The sequence below is a fragment of the Stenotrophomonas sp. YJH_SMC_8 genome (assembly GCF_059371315.1).
Genome location: NZ_JCAFUL010000001.1, coordinates 232948 through 249951 on the forward strand (window position 1 = coordinate 232948; position 17004 = coordinate 249951).

Here is a 17004-nt window from a genome sequence, read left to right on the forward strand (position 1 = left end):
TTTCGCCGGCGTTTTTCATGGCTTTCCAATTAGGCCTCAGGCCTTCTTGATCAGGAAATCTTCCGGCTTCTTGTTGCCCTTGGCGGTCAGCTCGGCCATCCAGCGCGGCTGCTTGCCACGGCCGGTCCAGGTTTCCTTCGGGTTGGCCGGGTTGCGGTACTTCGGCGCAACCTTGCCCAGCTTGCGGCCGGCGGTCTTGGACGGTGCCTTGGCTGCCGGGGCGGCCTTGCGCGCGCGCGGGGCCGGGGCGCCGCCGAACAGTTCTTCGATGGTGTAACCCTCGGTCTTGGCCAGCTTGGTCAGCTGGGCCCGGACCTTGGTGATCGGCCGGCGCTTGGCGACGATGGTCTGCTGCTTCTTGGCGGTGCGGATCAGGGCGCCCAGTTCGCGTGCCGACAGGCCGGTCAGGTCAATGCTCATTTACGGTTACTCCGGAAACTAATGTGTGGACGGGACGAGCCAGTCCATGGCGTCGCAGCACAGAATAGAGATGAATTATTCCAAGCACAAATGCAGACGGGACAGGGCTTGGCGGCATGCCGGCTGCATCGCGTCGATTTTGACCGGATTATGTCCGCTGCAATATCGGTGACGTGGCGGGAACGCAAAAAAAGACCGGGGCATGCCCCGGTCTTTCTGCAATCAGCCCTGCAGTCGCTGCAGCAGGGTGGCCTTGTCCAGGCTTTCCGCTTCGCTGGCGCGGCGCGAGCGGTACTCGTAGGTACCGGCGGCCAGGCCGCGCTCGCTCACCACCACGCGGTGCGGGATGCCGATCAGTTCCATGTCGGCGAACATCGCGCCCGGGCGCAGGCCACGGTCGTCCAGCGCGGCGTCGAGGCCGGCGTCGCGAAGTTCCTGCAGCAGATTGGCAGCGGCGTCGGCGACGGCAGCGTCGCCCTTCGGGTTGATCACGCACACCACCACCTGCCACGGCGCCATCGCGTCCGGCCAGATGATGCCGGCATCGTCATGGTTCTGTTCGATCGCCGCAGCCACCACGCGCGAGATGCCGATGCCGTAGCAGCCCATCGCCATCACCGCCGCCTTGCCGTTCTCGTCCAGCACGGTGGCGTCGAGTGCTTCGGCGTACTTGCGGCCGAGCTGGAACACATGGCCGACTTCGATGCCACGGGCGATCTTCAGTTCACCGCCGTCCAGCGCACGGTCGCCCGCACGCACGTTGCGGATGTCGGCCACTTCCGGTTCCGGCAGGTCGCGGCCCCAGTTGACGCCGGCCAGATGGAAACCGGCCTCGTTGGCACCGACCACGAAGTCGGACATCGCCGCCACTTCGCGATCGGCGACCACGCGGATGGCCTTGGCCGGCGCGACCGGGCCGAGGAAGCCCGGCACGCTGGCCAGGTGCTCGGCGATTTCCGCTTCGCTGGCGAAGCGCTGCTCGTCCAGGCCGGCGACCTTGGCCAGCTTGATCTCGTTGACCTCGTGGTCGCCGCGTACCAGCACCAGCACGAACTGCTGTGCCTTGCCTTCACCAGCGATCAGCGCCACCGACTTCACCGTGCGCTGCAGCTCGATGCCGAGCAGGGCGGCGACGTCCTCGCAGGTCTTCTGGGTGGGCGTGTCGACCTTGCGCATCGCTTCAGCGGCGGCCGCACGCGGCGCCGGATCGGCGCTGATCGCCGCTTCCATGTTGGCTGCGTAATCCGAGCCGGTGGAGAACACCAGCGCGTCTTCGCCGGAATCGGCGATCACGTGGAATTCCTGCGACGCATCGCCGCCGATCGCACCGGAATCGGCCTGCACCATGCGGAAATCCAGGCCGAGGCGGGTGAAGATGCGGCTGTACGCCGACTTCATGTTCTCGTACTCGCGCACCAGGCACTCATCGTGCAGGTGGAACGAGTAGGCATCCTTCATCAGGAACTCGCGCGAGCGCATCACGCCGAAGCGCGGGCGGATCTCGTCGCGGAACTTGGTCTGCACCTGGTAGAAGTTCACCGGCAGCTGCTTGTAGCTGGACAGCTCGCTGCGCGCGAAGTCGCAGGCGGCTTCTTCGGCGGTCGGGCTGTAGCAGAACACCTGGTCCTTGCGGTCCTTGATCTTCAGCAGCTGCGGGCCGAACTTCTGCCAGCGACCGGTCTGCTCCCACAGTTCCTTCGGCTGGATGGTCGGGATCTGGAATTCCACCGCACCGGCACGGTCCATTTCCTCGCGCACGATGCGCTCGACCTTGCGCAGCACGCGCAGGCCCAGCGGCGACCAGGTGTACAGGCCCGATGCCAGCTTGCGGATCATGCCGGCGCGCAGCATCAGCCGGTGGCTGGTCAGCTCGGCGTCGCTGGGGGTTTCCTTGGTGGTGTGCAGGTGGAACTGGGAGAGGCGCATCGTCGGCTTCGGATAACGGCAGAGACGCCTATTCTGCCAGCCCGGCCGGGGGGAGGGGTATCGGCAGGGCTGCGCCCTGCACCCGTCTGAAGCAACGTCAACTGCAACGGCAACAGCAAGAACGGGTTTCCTGGGAGATGGCGGGGTGGGTCCGGTTGCGGGGGGCGCCGTAAACCCATCCCTGGGGGCTTGGCAGCCGCATCCATGCGGCTGACACCCCCGCAACCGGACCCACCCCGCCTTCGACAGATCTCCGCGATCTGTTGGACATGCCGATGGGGGTCAGATCCGTTTTCCGGAGGAAAACGGATCTGACCCCGGATTAAATTCGATATCTGACAGATTTCATCCACGCATGGCGTGGATCTACCACCGTCACCGGGAAACTGTCGAAGGCGGGGCGGTGTCGGATTGCGGGGTGTCCGCGGCATGGATGCCGCGGCCAAGCCCCCATGGACGGGTTTACGGCGTCCCCGCAATCCGACACCGCCCCGCCAAACCTACAGAAAGCCCAGAGCCGGCTGTTGCCCTTGCTGTTGCCTCTGCGGGTGCAGGGCGCAGCCCTGCCGGTACCCTCACTCCGCTGGGCAGTAGGCCTTGATGGCGGCTTCCGCCAATCCCTTCTGCGCGCTGCGCTGTTCCGGGGTCAACGCGGTATCAGCCTTGCCGTCGCCATTTGTGTCCTGCATCACTTGGCCGGAGCCTTCCAGCAGGGCCAGGTTGGCACGGGCGGTACTGCACTGCTCCGGCACGGGTGTGGCCGGGGTCTCGGCACTGGCCGCGGCCTGCGGGCTGCGGGCCTGCTCGCGGGTCTCGAATTTCTTGCCGGCCGGCGGGGTCTCCGAGTACTGGGTCACGCCATTGGCGTCCTTCCATTTATAGACCGGGCCGGCCACGGCGTTGGCACTGGCCAACAGCAGCAGGCATCCAAGGCAGGACAGGGCACGCATGGCAAACTCCATGGAATGGGCGTAGAACGCCGATTGCAGCATTGGCGCCGAGCACTGGCAAGTCGATTAAACTGGATTCCATGGACCCGATCACACCGCCGCCGCGCTCGCGCACGATTTACCTGCTGCCCAACCTGTTCACCACCGCCGGCCTGTTCGCCGGCTTCTACGCGATCATCGCCGCGGCCAACGGGGATTTCGTCAACGCCAGCATCGCCGTGTTTGTGGCGGCGGTGATGGACGGCCTGGACGGGCGCGTGGCGCGCCTGACCGGTACCAGCAGCGAGTTCGGCGTCCAGTACGACTCGCTGGCCGACCTGGTCAGCTTCGGCATGGCCCCGGCGCTGGTGATGTACCACTGGTCGCTGTCGTGGCTGAAGTTCGACGACCCGCTGCTCGGGCGGGTCGGCTGGGCGGTGGCGTTCCTGTATGCCGCCTGCGCGGCACTGCGCCTGGCCCGCTTCAACACCCAGGTGGCGGTGGTCGACAAGCGCTGGTTCGTCGGCCTGGCCAGCCCGGCTGCGGCCGGCCTGATGATGTCCTTCGTCTGGGCCTTCGCCGATGGCAACCTGGGATGGGACGGCAACCAGCTGCGCTACGTGGCGCTGGCGGTGACGATCGTCGCGGCGTTGCTGATGGTCAGTCGCATCCGCTTCTGGAGCTTCAAGGGCGGTGCCGCCAAGGGCAGCCGTTCCGACCGTGTGCCGTTCCTGGTGCTGGCACTGGTACCGGTGGCGATCGCCATCGCGGTCATCGATCTGCCGCGCGTGCTGTTCGCGGTGGGCATCCTGTACGCCTTGTCCGGCCCGGTGATGTGGGCCGTGCAGCGCCTCCGCAAGAAGCCCGAGGCCGCGTGAGCCAGGACCTGCCCGTGCTGTGGTCACCGGCCCAGCAGGCCTGGCTGCAGGCCATGGGCTTTACCGTGTATCACGACGGCCAGCTGGCCGCCGAACTGGACGCCGCGCTGCAGTTGAGCGTGGTCGAAGCCGACGCGGCCGCAGCGGCTTCGGCGGAACCAGTGCGGGCGGGTTCGGCCTCCATGCGGGAACACCCTGCCGAAGCCGCAGCCGCCCCTCACCAGGGACGCCCGGCACCGCCGCGTCGCGAGAGCCCCGTCACCGCACCGGATACCGCGCCGGCACCGGCCCGTCCGCTGCCGGGCGGCAATGCACGGCAGCCGGTGGTGCGGCTCCCGGATCGCCTGCAGATCGCATTGCTGCGTGCCTCTGGCTGCAATCCCAATGATCCCGCCACGCAGGCGCTGATGGACAGTTGGCCGCTGGACCAGCTGCGCCAGGATCCGGCCGCCAAGCGCGCGTTGTGGCCGCAGTTGCGTGCCCTGCGCAAGCGGGGCAGTGCATGAGCGCGGTCAGCCAGCCCGGCCCGGTCAGCCTGCGCGCATTGCGCGAGAGCGACCTCAATGCGGTGATGGCGATCGAAGTGCGTGGCTATCCGTTCCCCTGGACCCGCGGCATCTTCGTCGATTGCCTGCGTGCCGGTTATCCCGGCCTGGCGATGGAGCGCGATGGCCAGCTGATCGGCTACGGCGTGCTCAGCATTGCCGCCGACGAGGCACATGTGTTGAACATCTGCATCGATCCGCTGGCGCAGTCGCGAGGGCTGGGTCGCCAACTGCTGCGCGCACTGGTGCAGCTGGCGGGCAACCGGGGTGCGCACCGCGTGTTCCTGGAAGTGCGTCCCTCCAATACACCCGCGCTGGCCCTGTACCACAGCGAAGGTTTCAACGAGATCGGCCGCCGTCCACGCTACTACCCGGCGGCACAGGGCCGCGAGGATGCGGTGGTGATGGCCATCGAACTGGTCGACGGCGACCTGCAGGCGATGCCGCCGTTGTAAGGGAGAAGGGGTGCCGGCCAGCGGCCGGCACTACCGCGCTCGCCGGGCGCGGCCCGGCGCTACCGGCGGCGGCCAACCCTGGCTGGCACACATTGTCCGCTTCGGTAGGTGCCAACCTTGGTTGGCACGCATTGCTCACGCCAGCCGCAAGGCCAATACACCGCAGACGATGAGCGCCGCTGCCAGCCAGCGCGCACGCGGGATCCGCTCGCGCAGCAGGAACACCGAGATCAACAGCGCGAACAGGATCGATGATTCACGCAACGCCGAGACCATCGCCACTGGGGCCTGGGTCATCGCCCACAAGGCCATCGCATAGGACGCCGTGGTGCCGACGCCGCCGGCCAGGCCCAGGGGCCAGTGCTGGCGCGCATAGGCCAACACCGCGCCGCGCCGGGTGTACAGCGCCCACAGGGGCAGTGGAATGCCCGACAGCAGGAACAGCCACAGCGTGTAACCGAGCGCGCTGCCGGATTGTCGCGCGCCCTGCGCATCGACCAGGGTGTAGGTGGCGATCATTGCCGCGGTCAGCAGTGGCAGGCGCAGTTGGCCGCCACGTGCAGCCAGTGCCATGCACAGGATGCCGGTGCTCACCAGCACCACGCCCAGCCACGCGGGAGGGGGCAGTTGCTCGCCCAGCAGGGTGCCGGCCAGCGCGACCAGGATCGGCGCGCTGCCACGCATCAGCGGATAGGCCAGGCTCATGTCGACCTGCTGGTAGCAGCGTGCCACCAGGCCGTAGTAGGTCACCTGCAGCAGCACGGATGCAGCCAGCCAGGGCCAGCTGTGCGCGGCCGGGAACGGCAGGAAGGGCAGGGCGGCCGCCGACAGCAGCGCGGCGCTGCCGGTGACCAGCACGGTGCCGAGGAACTTGTCCGGCCCGCGTTTGACGATTGCATTCCAGCTGGCGTGCAGGGCCGCTGCGGCGAGGACCAGCAGGAAGATGGAAAGAGGCATCGGGCGATGATGCCATGCCGGCGAAACGTTCCGGATTTGGTGGGTGCCAACCTTGGTTGGCACATCGCTCAGTGCGGAGCAAGGTCCGCACCCACCAGAGTGGAGGCAGGGTAGGTGCCAACCTTGGTTGGCACGCACCAGAGCGCGGCGCTTACAGCTTCGCGCGCTGCTCGCGCAGGCCGGCCAGCTGGGTATTCCAGTCGGCCAGGCGCACGCGTTCCTGCTCGACCACCGCCGGCGGCACCTTGTCGGTGAACCTGGCCAGCTTGGTCTCGCTCTTTTCCTTTTCGGCATCGACGCGGGCGATTTCCTTGTCCAGGCGCACGCGCTCGGCATCGAGATCGACCAGGCCTTCCAGCGGTACCAGCAGCTTCAGTTCACCGACGATCGCGGCGGCGGCTGGCGGTGCGCTTTCGCCTTCGGCCAGCCACTGGATGCTGTCCAGCTTCAGCAGGAACGACAGCGAGGCACTGAAGCGTTCGATGCGCACGCGGTCCTGCGCCAGCCCGGCCTGCAGGCGCAGCGGCACCAGCTTGGACGGGGCAACGTTCAGTTCGCTGCGCACGCGACGCACCGCGCTGATCACCGCCTTCAGCCATTCCACGTCGGCCTCGGCCTGGGCGAAATCGCCTTCGAACTCGGCGGCGGTCGGGTACGGGCGCAGCGACAGCGTGGTCTCGGCCAGGCCCAGGCGCGGCGCCAACTGCTGCCACAGCTGTTCGGTGATGAACGGGGTCAGCGGGTGCAGCAGGCGCAGCAGCGCTTCCAGCACGTACAGCAGGGTGTGGCGGGTGCTTTCGGCATCGGCGGCGTCGGCACCGTTCAGCGCCGGCTTGCTCAGTTCCAGGAACCAGTCGCAGAACGCGTTCCATGCGAACTCGTACAGGCACTGCGCCAGCAGGTCGAAGCGGTAGGCGGCGAAATGGCCCTGCGCTTCGGCGGTGGTGGCGGCCAGGCGCGCGAGGATCCAGCGCTCGGCATCGGTGCGCGGCTTGGGCACGCCGGTGAACGCAGCGCCCTCAGTGTTCATCAGCGCGAAGCGGCTGGCGTTCCACAGCTTGTTGCAGAAGTTCTTGTAGCCCTCGGCGCGGTTCATGTCGAACTTGATGTCGCGGCCGTGGGTGGCCAGCGCGGCGATGGTGAAGCGCAGCGCATCGGCACCATGGGCGGCGATGCCGTCCGGGAATTCCTTGCGGGTGGCCTTCTCGATCTTCTCCACCATCTTCGGCTGCATCAGGCCGCCGGTGCGCTTGGCGACCAGGTCGTCGATGGTGATGCCGTCGATGATGTCCAGCGGGTCGAGCACGTTGCCCTTGCTCTTGGACATCTTCTGGCCCTGGCCGTCGCGGATCAGGCCGGTGAAGTAGACGTCCTTGAACGGGATCTTCCCGACCAGGTTGTCGGTGGCCATGATCATGCGCGCCACCCAGAAGAAGATGATGTCGAAGCCGGTGATCAGCACCGACGACGGCAGGTAGCGGTCGAAGCCACGCTCGGCCATGGCCTGCTCGTTCGGCCAGCCCAGGGTGGAGAACGGCCACAGCTGCGAGGAGAACCAGGTCTCCAGCACGTCGCTTTCCTGGTTCAGCACCACGTCGCTGCCGAGGTTGTTCTTTGCCCGCACTTCCTCTTCGCTGCGACCGACGTAGCAGCTGCCGGTGGCTTCGTCGAACCACGCCGGGATGCGGTGGCCCCACCACAGCTGGCGGCTGATGCACCAGTCCTGGATGTTGTTCATCCAGTGGCGGTAGGTGTTGATCCAGTTCGGCGGCACGAAGGCGATGGTTCCGTCTTCGACCAGTTCCAGGCCACGCTTGGCCAGGTCATCCATCTTCACGAACCACTGGTCGGTCAGGTACGGCTCGATCACCTGGCCGGTACGGTCGCCGCGCGGCACCTGCAGCTTGTGCGCCTTGGTCTCGACCAGGATGCCGAGGTCTTCCAGTTCGGCCAGCACGGCCTTGCGCGCTGCGTAGCGGTCCAGGCCCTGGAAACGCTCCGGTGCGTTTTCATTCAGCGCCGCCACCGGGGTGAACAGGTTGATCATCGGCAGGCTGTGGCGCACGCCCACTTCATAGTCGTTGAAATCGTGCGCCGGGGTGACCTTGACCACGCCGGTGCCGAACGCACGGTCCACGTAGTCGTCGGCGATCACCGGCACGCGGCGGCCGGTCAGCGGCAGCACCACGCTCTTGCCGATCAGGTGGGCATAGCGCTCATCTTCCGGGTGCACCATCACCGCGGTATCGCCCAGCAGGGTTTCCGGGCGCGTGGTGGCGACCACCAGGTAGTCGCGGGTTTCGCGCAGGGTTTCCACGCCGTCGGCATCGCGCTCGACGTGCTCGTAGCTCAGGCCTTCATCCAGCGTGTAGGCGATCGACCACAGGAAGCCGTCTTCCTCGGCGCTCTCCACTTCCAGGTCGGAAATGGCGGTCTTCAGCACCGGGTCCCAGTTGACCAGGCGCTGGCCGCGGTAGATCAGGCCCTGCTCGTACCAGCGCACGAAGGCTTCGTTCACCGCCGCCGACGGCTGCGGATCCATGGTGAAGGTGCTGCGCGACCAGTCGGCGGAGGTGCCGAGGCGGCGCATCTGGCGCTCGATGGTGTCGCCGGACTGCTGCTTCCACTCCCAGACCTTGCCGATGAAGCCTTCGCGGCCCAGCGAATCGCGGGTCTCGCCCTTGCCTTCCAGCGCCAGGTTGCGGCTGACCACCATTTCGGTGGCGATGCCGGCGTGATCGGTACCGACCTGCCACAGCGTGTCGTAGCCGCGCATGCGGTGGTAGCGCACCAGCGCATCCATCAGCGTCTGCTGGAACGCATGGCCCATGTGCAGGGTGCCGGTCACGTTCGGCGGCGGCAGCAGGATGGTGTACGGCTCGCCCGTGCCGGACGGCTTGAAGTGGCCGGCCTTCTCCCAGGCCTCGTAGAGGTCGGTCTCGAAGGACTTCGGGTCGTAGCTGGAGGCGAGTTGGGTCATGCGGGGGAACCAGGAGGTAATCGTTGAAGGATCAGGGCGCGGCGGCGGCCCATCAAGGGGGCCGGGGCGCGCCTACATGTCGTGCTTGTTCAGGTCGTAACCGGCGGCCTTGTACTGGCGCCAGCGCTCGCGCAGCGGTTCGCGCGCTTCCGGATCGGCCGGGACCACTTCCAGCACGCGTTCGCACTGGCCCAGCCAGGGTTCATCGCGCAGGTTGATCACCAGCGGGCGCGCCGGCGCCTCGGTGCCGGGCACGGCGATCAGCACCAGCGCCTCTTCCTCGTCCATGTCTTCGCCGGCGATCTGGTGCGGGATGTAGGCATCGTTGTCGAACGCCCACAGCAGCTCGTCCAGCTCCTCGGCCTGGGCCTGGTCGCGGGCCAGCACCAGGGTGAACAACCCGGCGTCGTTGGCCTTGCGCGCCAGTTCGCAGACCAGGCGTAGCGGCTCGGTCAGGAAACGGGGCTTGGCGATCAGGTAGAAGTCGGCGCGGGGCATGGCAGGGTCCGGGTCAGGCAGGGGCCCGGTCGTGCCGGGCGAGGCCCTGGCCGGCGGGGGCCGGCCAGGGTCGGGTACGGCATCAGGCGCGGGCGGCCTGGTCCAGCAGCCACTGGCTCAGCAGGCCGACCGGGCGGCCGGTGGCCATGCCACGCTTGCCTTCATCGCTGGCCACGCCGGCGATGTCCAGGTGCGCCCAGCGCTGGCCTTCAGCGAAGCGCGACAGGAAGCAGCCAGCGGTGATCGCGCCGGCCCAGCGGCCGCCGATGTTGTAGACGTCGGCGAAGGTCGAATCCAGCATTGGCTGGTACTCGTCCCACAGCGGCAGGCGCCAGGCGCGGTCGAACACGTGTTCGCCGGCGGCCAGCAGCTCGTTGGCCAGGTCGTCGTGCTTGCTCATCAGGCCGGCGGTCTGGTGGCCCAGGGCGACCATGCAGGCACCGGTCAGGGTGGCGACGTCGACCAGCGCGGCCGGCTCGAAGCGCTGCGCGTAGGTCAGCGCATCGCACAGGATCAGGCGGCCTTCGGCGTCGGTGTTGCCCACTTCGATGGTCTTGCCCGACATCGAGGTGATCACGTCGGACGGACGGTAGGCGTTGCCGTCGATGGCGTTCTCCACTGCCGGCACCACCACCACCAGGTTCAGCGGCAGCTTGGCCTTGACCGCGGCGACGAAGGTGCCGATGACGTTGGCGCCACCGCACATGTCGTACTTCATCTCCTCGATGCCGCCCTGGGTCTTCAGGTTGACGCCACCGGTATCGAAGGTGATGCCCTTGCCGACCAGCACGTACGGCTTGGCGTCGCCGGCGCCGGTCCACTTCAGCACGACCAGGCGCGGGCGGTTGGCCGAACCACGGGCCACGGCCAGCAGCGAGCCCATGCCCAGCGCTTCCATCTGGTGCTCGTCAAGGATCTCGGCCTCGGCACCGTCGTGCTCACCGGCGAACTTCACGCCCACCTCGGCCAGGTAGGCCGGGGTGCAGTAGTTCGGCGGCAGGTTGCCCAGCTCGCGGGCGAACTCGACACCGGCGGCGATGGCCTGGCCCTGGGCCAGGGCCTGGGCGTCGTCACCGGCGACGGCCAGCTGGGCCAGGCCGGCGTCGTCGGCCTTCTTCTTGCCCAGGGTGGCGGTGTAGCGGTAGGCGGCGTGATCGGCGGCGATCACCGCCTGGCGGATCGCCCAGGCCACGTCGCGGTCCTTGATGGCCACTTCGGACAGGGTGAACAGTGCGCTGCGGGCAGCGCCGGCCTTCAGCGCGCGCACGGCGTCGCCAACGGCCTTCAGGTACTGCGGCACACCGAAGCGGGCGGCGTCGCCGAGGCCGACCACCAGCACGCGCGGGGCGGACACGCCCGGCAGGTCGTGCAGCAGGGTGGTGGCGCCGGTCTTGCCGGACAGGTCGCCGCGCTGGGCCAGCGAGGCCAGGCGGCCGCCGCTGGCGGCGTCCAGGGCCTGTGCGGCCGGGGTCAGGGTATGGTCGGCATACGCGCCGACCACCAGGCAATCAACGGTGGCGGCGGCCGGAGCAACGTGGTTCAGGGTGAATTCGAGGGCCATTGAGCAGATTCCATTGGCAAGTCCGTACAATCGCGGACCGTTTACGCCCAGACAGTAGACTGGGCGGCACCGCGAACGAACCCCAGAGTTTAAACCACCGCCCCATGTTGAAGCTCGACCGATACCTGCTGGGCGATTTCGTCCAGAGTTTCCTGGCTACCCTGATCGTCCTGCTGGTGGTCAGCGTGGGCGGCGTGCTGGTGGACATCCTCGGCAACATCGCCGACGGGCGCCTGCCGGCCAAGCTGCTGTTCTCCCAGCTGGGCCTGCAGTTCATCGCCTACCTGCCGCTGATCCTGCCGCTGGCGCTGATGCTGGGCCTGCTGCTGGCGGTGGCCCGCCTGTACCGCGACTCGGAAATGGCCGTCATCACTGCCATTGGCGTGGGCCCCAAGCGCCTGCTGCGGCCGCTGCTGATGCTGGTGGTGCCGGTGGTGCTGCTGGTCGGCGCCTGCTCGCTGTGGCTGGGCCCGTGGGCCGGCCGGGTGGCCGAGCAGATGATCATCGAGGCCAACCGCAGCGTGCTGATGGCGGGCCTGGAGCCGGGCCGCTTCACCCAGCTGCCCAATGGAGGCGTGGTCTACCTGTCCTCGATCTCGCCCGATGGTACCCAGCTGGGCCGGGTCTTCCTGCAGCGGCAGAAGGACGACCGCCTGGAAGTAGTGTCCGCCGCAGGGGGGCGCATGTTCTTCGAAGGCGCCCGCCAGCGCTTCCTGGAACTGGATGATGGCCACCAGGTGGAAGGACCGGTGGCAGGGGGTCTGGATTACCGTCTGGCCACCTTCGCCCGCAACGATGTGGCCCTGCCCGACGGTGCGCAGACCCGTACCGGGGATGATCCGGAACTGATGCCGACCACGCAGCTGTTCGGCGATGACCGGCCCGAGGCGCAGGCACAGCTGCATCGCCGCCTTGCCCCGCCGTTGATCGCACTGGCGTTTGCGCTGCTGACCGTGCCGCTGGGCCGCAGTTCGCCGCGCCAGCAGCGCTACGGGCGGATGATGCTGGCGCTGATGGCCTACATGGTGGGCACCAACCTGATGTTCATCGGCAGCGGCTGGATTGCCAACGGCAAGATTCCGCCTGCGCTCGGCCTCTGGTGGCTGACCCTGCCGCTGCTGGCGCTGGCGATCTGGATGTATGCACGTGATGGCCGCCTGGGCCGCCCGAAGGGAGCCCGCGCATGAGGCTGCGCCCGATGCGTTTCGACCTGTATCTCGGCCAGTCGGTGTTCACCACGGTGCTGCTGACCTGGGCCGTGCTGGTGGGCCTGGACGTGGTGATGGCGTTCTCCGGCGAGTTCAAGGACATCGGCAAGAACGGCTACACCCTGGGGCACGCTGCCGCCTGGGTGCTGTACACGGTGCCACGCCGTGCCTACACCATGTTCCCCACCGCTGCGGTGATCGGTGCGCTGATGGGCCTGGGCCAGCTGGCCGCGACCTCTGAGCTGACCGCACTGCGTGCACTGGGCCTGTCGCGCAAGCGCCTGAGCGTATCGGTGGCCATCGCCCTGTCGCTGCTGACCGCAGTGATGGTGCTCAGCGCCGAGACGCTGGGCCCCTGGGGCCAGGACCGGGCCGACGCGCTGAAGTCCAGTGCCAAATGGGGCCGTGACATCTCCACCACCCGTTATTCCGGCCTGTGGGCGCGCGAGGGCGATACCTTCCTCAGCGCCGCCGGTGGCGAAGAGCAGCTGGTGGGCGACAAGGGCACGCGGCTGATCCTGCGTGACGTGCGCCTGTATCGCATCGCCGAGGATGGTGGGATCGCCTCGCTGACCCATGCGGACACGGCCGAGCATGACCGTGACGGCTGGGTGCTGACCGGCGTGCGCCGCGATACCTTCGGTGAACGTTCGGCCACGCGCGAGGAAGTGGCGCGCGAGCCATGGAACTCCAAGCTGGACGCCGGCGCGCTGGCCACCGGCATCGCCAAGCCGCGCAACCTCAGCGTGGCCGAACTGCGCACCAGCATCGAATACCGCGAGCGCAACGGTCTGGATGCGCGCGACTACGAAGATGTGTACTGGAGCCGCTGGTTCTACCCGGTGAACGTGCTGGCGCTGTGCCTGGCGGCGGTGCCGTTCGCGTTCGGCTCGCTGCGCAGTGGTGGCATGGGCAAGCGCCTGTTCCTCGGTATCCTGTTCGCGCTGGGCTTCTGGCTGCTGCAGCTGTTCTTCGGCCGCATGGCCGGCGCGTTGAAGTTCGATTACCGCATTGCCTATGCGTTGCCGCCGATCGTGATGCTGGCGGTATCGGGATTGCTGTTCCGGCGGAAATCGGGCTGATCGTGATTGTTGCAGGGCCGGGCTCATGCCCGGCTGTTTCCGCTTCACTTCAAGGACGCTTCACTTCAAGGATGAACATGACCCTCTACCGCCTTCTGCCGTGCATTGCGGCTGTGCTGCTTTCGGCCGGCTGCAGCCGATCGCCCGTCGACTTCGAGATCGACAACCCGACTGATACGCCGGTCACCCTGTCGATCGATGATCAGCAGCACGTCCTCGCGCCGCACACTGCGGTGTCGATCAGCCTGCAGCCAGGCCACTACCGTCTGCAGAGCGAGAAGATCGGCAGGGTGCGCATGGTGGTCTATGCCGGTGGCAATGGCGGCCTGATCAACCCGACGCTGGGCGAGTACGTGATCGTCACCGAGCAGTACGTCACCAGCAAGACCAACTCCGGTGGCCTGGTGTCGAAAGTCGAGTTGAATGATGTGGAGATCGAAGGTCCGTATGTGAAGGCGACAGGCCTGCTGATTCCACGCCGCTGGGATGTGGGCCTGCTCGGCGAGCTGCCGGACATGGTGGTGTCCAACAGCCCGGATACGTCGTCCGACTACCGGACCAAGCTCTACAACGTGCCCGGCTTCTTCGATTACCTGGATGCCGGGGACGAGTTGAAGGAGGCTTTCGGGCCGGACGGCTACCGGGCGCCGGCGGCATCGGTGGCTTTCACCCCCGCCCAGCTGCCGTCGCTTCCCGCCGCCTATGAGGCCCAGGCCAAGCCGATGCGCGAGCTGTACGCGCAGTACCTGGCGGCCTCCGATGCGGGCGAGCAGGAACGATTGAAGAAGGGAAGCCTGAAGCTGTGGCAGGAGTTCGTGAAGGCCCGCGCGCAGTTGAGCGGCCAGGTGCCCGTGGCCGATGACGTGCAGGCAAACGCGTTTGCTTCGGCGTTCTTCGACATATGGGCGCAGCCAGCGGTGATCCTGCCGGATGCGGCACCCGCAGGCTGATCGTTTCGTTGATCGTGTAGAGCCGAGCCCATGCCCGGCTATCGAGTGCATCGCGAAACGCAGCCGACCGTAGGCTCGGCTCTACAGGTCGTGCATCAGCGCTTCGGCATCCGCAACAGGCGGGTGCCGCTGGCGCGGTCGTGCCAGGTCAGCCGCTGGCGGTCGATCCACGCCCACCAGAATCCCAGGCCGCCCAGCAGCAGCGACAGCGTGCCCACTGCGAAGCGCAGCCAAAGCTGCGTGCGTCGCAGGGGCGCGCCATCACTCGATTCCAGCTTCAACCGCCACGGCCGCATGCCCAGCGTCTGCCCGCCGCGGCGCCAGCTGGCCGTGGCATACCACCCCGTGATGAGCCAGCACACTGCCCACAGCAGCCACTGCCAGGCGCTGAACGGTGCGATGTTCTCGCGCTGGGCGTGGCCGCTGAAGGTGTAGGCAAGGGTGAACAGGGTGCCGGCCAGCATCCACAGCGCCAGCACCGGCAGCGCGTCGTAGACCATCGCCAGCGCGCGCCACAGCAGCAATGCGCGCGGGCGGGGCAGCTCGGTAGCGGCCGCAGGGGCCGTATCAATGGCGGGGCGGGACATGCGCCGAGCATACGCAATGCTGGCCGCATCCGCAGTGGCCCTCGTATCCTGCACGCATGGCCTCTGTTTCCACCCCCGCCGAACGCCGCCAGCTGGTGCAGCAACTGCCGGAACTGCGTGCCGATGACAGTGCGCGCATCCAGCGTTTCCTCGATGCGATCTGGGCCGAGAACGGCCTGGCCCGCGCCACCCTCGACAGCTACCGGCGCGACCTGGAAGGGTTGGCACGCTGGATGGACGGGCGCGACGGTGGCCTGGCCGGCATTGAACGTCCGGGATTGTTCGACTACCTGGCCTGGCGCACCCGGCATGGCTGGTCGCCACGAAGCAATGCCCGCCTGTTGTCGGCGTTGCGCGCGTTCTTCGCCGATGGCGTGCGCCGGGGCGATCGCAGCGAAGACCCCAGCGCGCTGCTGGACCCACCCAGGTTGCCTAGGCTGCTGCCCAAGGCACTGGCCGAGAGCCAGATCGACGCGCTGCTGGCGGCACCGGATGTCGACAGCCCGCTGGGCCTGCGCGATCGCGCCATGCTGGAGCTGATGTATGCCGCCGGCCTGCGCGTGAGCGAACTGGTGCTGTTGCCGGCCACCGCCGTCAACCTGCGCCAGGGCGTGCTGCGGGTCACCGGCAAGGGCAGCAAGGAACGGCTGGTGCCGCTGGGCGAGGAGTCGCAGCACTGGCTGGAACGCTATCTGCAGCAGTCACGCCCACTGCTGGTCGGCAAGGGCAGGGTGCAGGCACTGGCGGATGGGCAGACGCCATTGTTCGTCGAGCCGACGCTGCATGCGCTGACCCGGCAGGCGTTCTGGCACCTGGTCAAGCGCCATGCGCAGATTGCCGGCATCGACCCGGCGCGGATCAGCCCGCATGGCCTGCGCCACAGCTTCGCCACCCACCTGCTCAATCGCGGCGCCGATCTGCGCGCGCTGCAGATGCTGCTCGGCCACAGTTCGCTGTCCACCACCCAGATCTACACCCTGGTGGCGCGCGAACACCTGCAGAAGCTGCACGCCCGGCATCATCCGCGCGGCTGAGCCGCGGCCTGAACCCTGGCCCCGGGCGGTGCGCGGCGTCGCGGCCCGGTGCCGATGGCTGTGTCAGAATCCGGGGTCTTCTTCTGTCGCGGACCGTTCCATGCTCCGATTTGCCATCGCCGCCGTGTTCGGTGCGCTCAGCCTGACTGCCTGCGCCCAGCCGGCCCCGCCAGCCGCCAAGGCACCTGCTGCCGCTGCTGCCAAGGCCGGCCCGGCCGCCAACGCGCCGGCCGACCAGGCCGTGCGTGCCGCGTTGACCGCGCTGAATCCCGGTTTCCAGATCGACTACATTGGTGCCGCGCCGTTCCCAGGCTTCCGCGAGGTGGTGGTGTCGGGCCAGCTGCTGTACGTCTCCGACGACGGCCGTTACCTGTTCCAGTCGCAGCCGTACGACACCCGTGCCAAGGGCCCGGCCAACAGCGAAGGCCTGCTCGGCTACCGCCGCGATCTGCTGGCCAAGGCCAACCATGGCGACCGCATCGTGTTCGCCGCGCCGAACGCCAAGTACACCATCAGCGTGTTCACCGACATCGAATGCGGTTACTGCCGCAAGCTGCACCAGGACATCGCCGAACTGAACCGCAACGGCATCTCCGTCGAGTACCTGGCGTTCCCGCGCATGGGCCTGGGCAGCAAGGACTACACCGACATGATCTCGGTCTGGTGTGCGGCAGATCGTCGCCAGGCACTGACCAACGCCAAGCGCGGTGGCAGCGTGCCGGCCAAGAACTGCACCAACCCGGTGGCGATGCAGTACGCACTGGGCCAGCAGCTGGGCGTGAACGGCACGCCGGCGATCTTCGCCCCGGACGGCACCCAGCTGGGCGGCTACCTGCCGCCGGCACAGCTGCGCGCGGCGCTGGAAAAGCTGTCGGCCAAGCGCTGACCGGGAATGCCGCCGGGCATGGCCCGGCGCTACCGAGGGTGGGCGGGTAGCGCCGGGCCATGCCCGGCGGATGCATCATTCGAACGAAGCCGGGGATGCGTGTCGCAT

At 67.7% G+C, this 17004-nt stretch carries 16 protein-coding genes; 8 read left to right on the forward strand and 8 right to left on the reverse strand.

All coding sequences use genetic code 11. The features are described from left to right. Positions 1 to 36: 36 nt before the first annotated feature. The 3 genes from AC5P88_RS01080 to AC5P88_RS01090 all read right to left on the reverse strand — a co-directional run bounded on the left by AC5P88_RS01080 (position 37) and on the right by AC5P88_RS01090 (position 3296). Positions 37 to 420, reverse strand: coding sequence for an H-NS histone family protein (locus AC5P88_RS01080; protein WP_005408004.1), 384 nt, complete (start codon positions 418 to 420; stop codon positions 37 to 39). 222 nt (positions 421 to 642) lie between these two features. Further along, positions 643 to 2346, reverse strand: coding sequence for a proline--tRNA ligase (locus AC5P88_RS01085; protein ID WP_106550178.1), 1704 nt, complete (start codon positions 2344 to 2346; stop codon positions 643 to 645). 575 nt (positions 2347 to 2921) lie between these two features. Beyond that, the gene (locus tag AC5P88_RS01090) at positions 2922 to 3296 is read right to left on the reverse strand and encodes a DUF4124 domain-containing protein (RefSeq protein ID WP_099551437.1); all 375 of its coding nucleotides are present in this window, start codon (positions 3294 to 3296) and stop codon (positions 2922 to 2924) included. A gap of 80 nt (positions 3297 to 3376) precedes the next feature. Between AC5P88_RS01090 and pssA the strand changes: the two genes are divergently transcribed. Genes pssA through rimI form a run of 3 tightly spaced genes read left to right on the forward strand, consistent with a single transcriptional unit; the run spans position 3377 to position 5153 of the window. Next, positions 3377 to 4153: a CDP-diacylglycerol--serine O-phosphatidyltransferase gene (gene pssA / locus AC5P88_RS01095; protein WP_106551140.1), complete on the forward strand. Its 777-nt coding sequence runs from the start codon at positions 3377 to 3379 to the stop codon at positions 4151 to 4153. After that, the gene (locus tag AC5P88_RS01100; protein WP_495224054.1) at positions 4150 to 4659 is read left to right on the forward strand and encodes a hypothetical protein; all 510 of its coding nucleotides are present in this window, start codon (positions 4150 to 4152) and stop codon (positions 4657 to 4659) included. Before pssA ends, AC5P88_RS01100 begins: the two co-directional genes overlap by 4 nt. Continuing rightward, positions 4656 to 5153, forward strand: coding sequence for a ribosomal protein S18-alanine N-acetyltransferase (rimI, locus tag AC5P88_RS01105; protein ID WP_099551394.1), 498 nt, complete (start codon positions 4656 to 4658; stop codon positions 5151 to 5153). Before AC5P88_RS01100 ends, rimI begins: the two co-directional genes overlap by 4 nt. 135 nt (positions 5154 to 5288) lie before the next feature. Here rimI and AC5P88_RS01110 read toward each other — a convergent pair whose 3' ends face one another. The 4 genes from AC5P88_RS01110 to AC5P88_RS01125 all read right to left on the reverse strand — a co-directional run bounded on the left by AC5P88_RS01110 (position 5289) and on the right by AC5P88_RS01125 (position 11149). Further along, positions 5289 to 6110 carry an EamA family transporter gene (locus AC5P88_RS01110; protein ID WP_495224055.1) on the reverse strand — a complete coding sequence of 274 codons (822 nt, stop codon included), beginning with the start codon at positions 6108 to 6110 and terminating at the stop codon, positions 5289 to 5291. 151 nt (positions 6111 to 6261) lie between these two features. After that, positions 6262 to 9090 carry a valine--tRNA ligase gene (locus AC5P88_RS01115; protein WP_106551143.1) on the reverse strand — a complete coding sequence of 943 codons (2829 nt, stop codon included), beginning with the start codon at positions 9088 to 9090 and terminating at the stop codon, positions 6262 to 6264. Between the two features lie 72 nt (positions 9091 to 9162). Then, complete coding sequence (locus AC5P88_RS01120) at positions 9163 to 9588, reverse strand: DNA polymerase III subunit chi (RefSeq protein WP_005415211.1); 426 nt, start codon at positions 9586 to 9588, stop codon at positions 9163 to 9165. 82 nt (positions 9589 to 9670) lie between these two features. After that, complete coding sequence (locus AC5P88_RS01125; protein WP_495224056.1) at positions 9671 to 11149, reverse strand: leucyl aminopeptidase; 1479 nt, start codon at positions 11147 to 11149, stop codon at positions 9671 to 9673. Positions 11150 to 11253: 104 nt separating this feature from the next. Here AC5P88_RS01125 and lptF point away from each other — a divergent pair, with 104 nt between their 5' ends. From lptF to AC5P88_RS01140, 3 genes are all read left to right on the forward strand, one after another. Continuing rightward, complete coding sequence (gene lptF, locus AC5P88_RS01130) at positions 11254 to 12336, forward strand: LPS export ABC transporter permease LptF (RefSeq protein WP_106551145.1); 1083 nt, start codon at positions 11254 to 11256, stop codon at positions 12334 to 12336. Next, on the forward strand, positions 12333 to 13439 hold the full coding sequence (gene lptG, locus AC5P88_RS01135; RefSeq protein ID WP_106551146.1) for an LPS export ABC transporter permease LptG: 1107 nt from the start codon (positions 12333 to 12335) through the stop codon (positions 13437 to 13439). Before lptF ends, lptG begins: the two co-directional genes overlap by 4 nt. Positions 13440 to 13516: 77 nt before the next feature. Continuing rightward, positions 13517 to 14389 (forward strand): hypothetical protein, encoded by an 873-nt coding sequence (locus tag AC5P88_RS01140; RefSeq protein ID WP_495224058.1) that lies wholly within the window; start codon positions 13517 to 13519, stop codon positions 14387 to 14389. 95 nt (positions 14390 to 14484) lie between these two features. Here AC5P88_RS01140 and AC5P88_RS01145 read toward each other — a convergent pair whose 3' ends face one another. After that, a complete protein-coding gene (locus AC5P88_RS01145) occupies positions 14485 to 14976 on the reverse strand; it encodes an RDD family protein (protein WP_106551148.1) in 492 nt (163 codons plus the stop codon). A 56-nt stretch (positions 14977 to 15032) separates the two neighbouring features. Between AC5P88_RS01145 and xerD the strand changes: the two genes are divergently transcribed. Both xerD and AC5P88_RS01155 read left to right on the forward strand, forming a co-directional pair. Next, a complete protein-coding gene (gene xerD, locus AC5P88_RS01150; protein WP_106551149.1) occupies positions 15033 to 16010 on the forward strand; it encodes a site-specific tyrosine recombinase XerD in 978 nt (325 codons plus the stop codon). A 100-nt stretch (positions 16011 to 16110) separates the two neighbouring features. After that, positions 16111 to 16896 (forward strand): DsbC family protein, encoded by a 786-nt coding sequence (locus tag AC5P88_RS01155; protein ID WP_106551150.1) that lies wholly within the window; start codon positions 16111 to 16113, stop codon positions 16894 to 16896. The last annotated feature ends 108 nt before the right edge of the window (positions 16897 to 17004 follow it).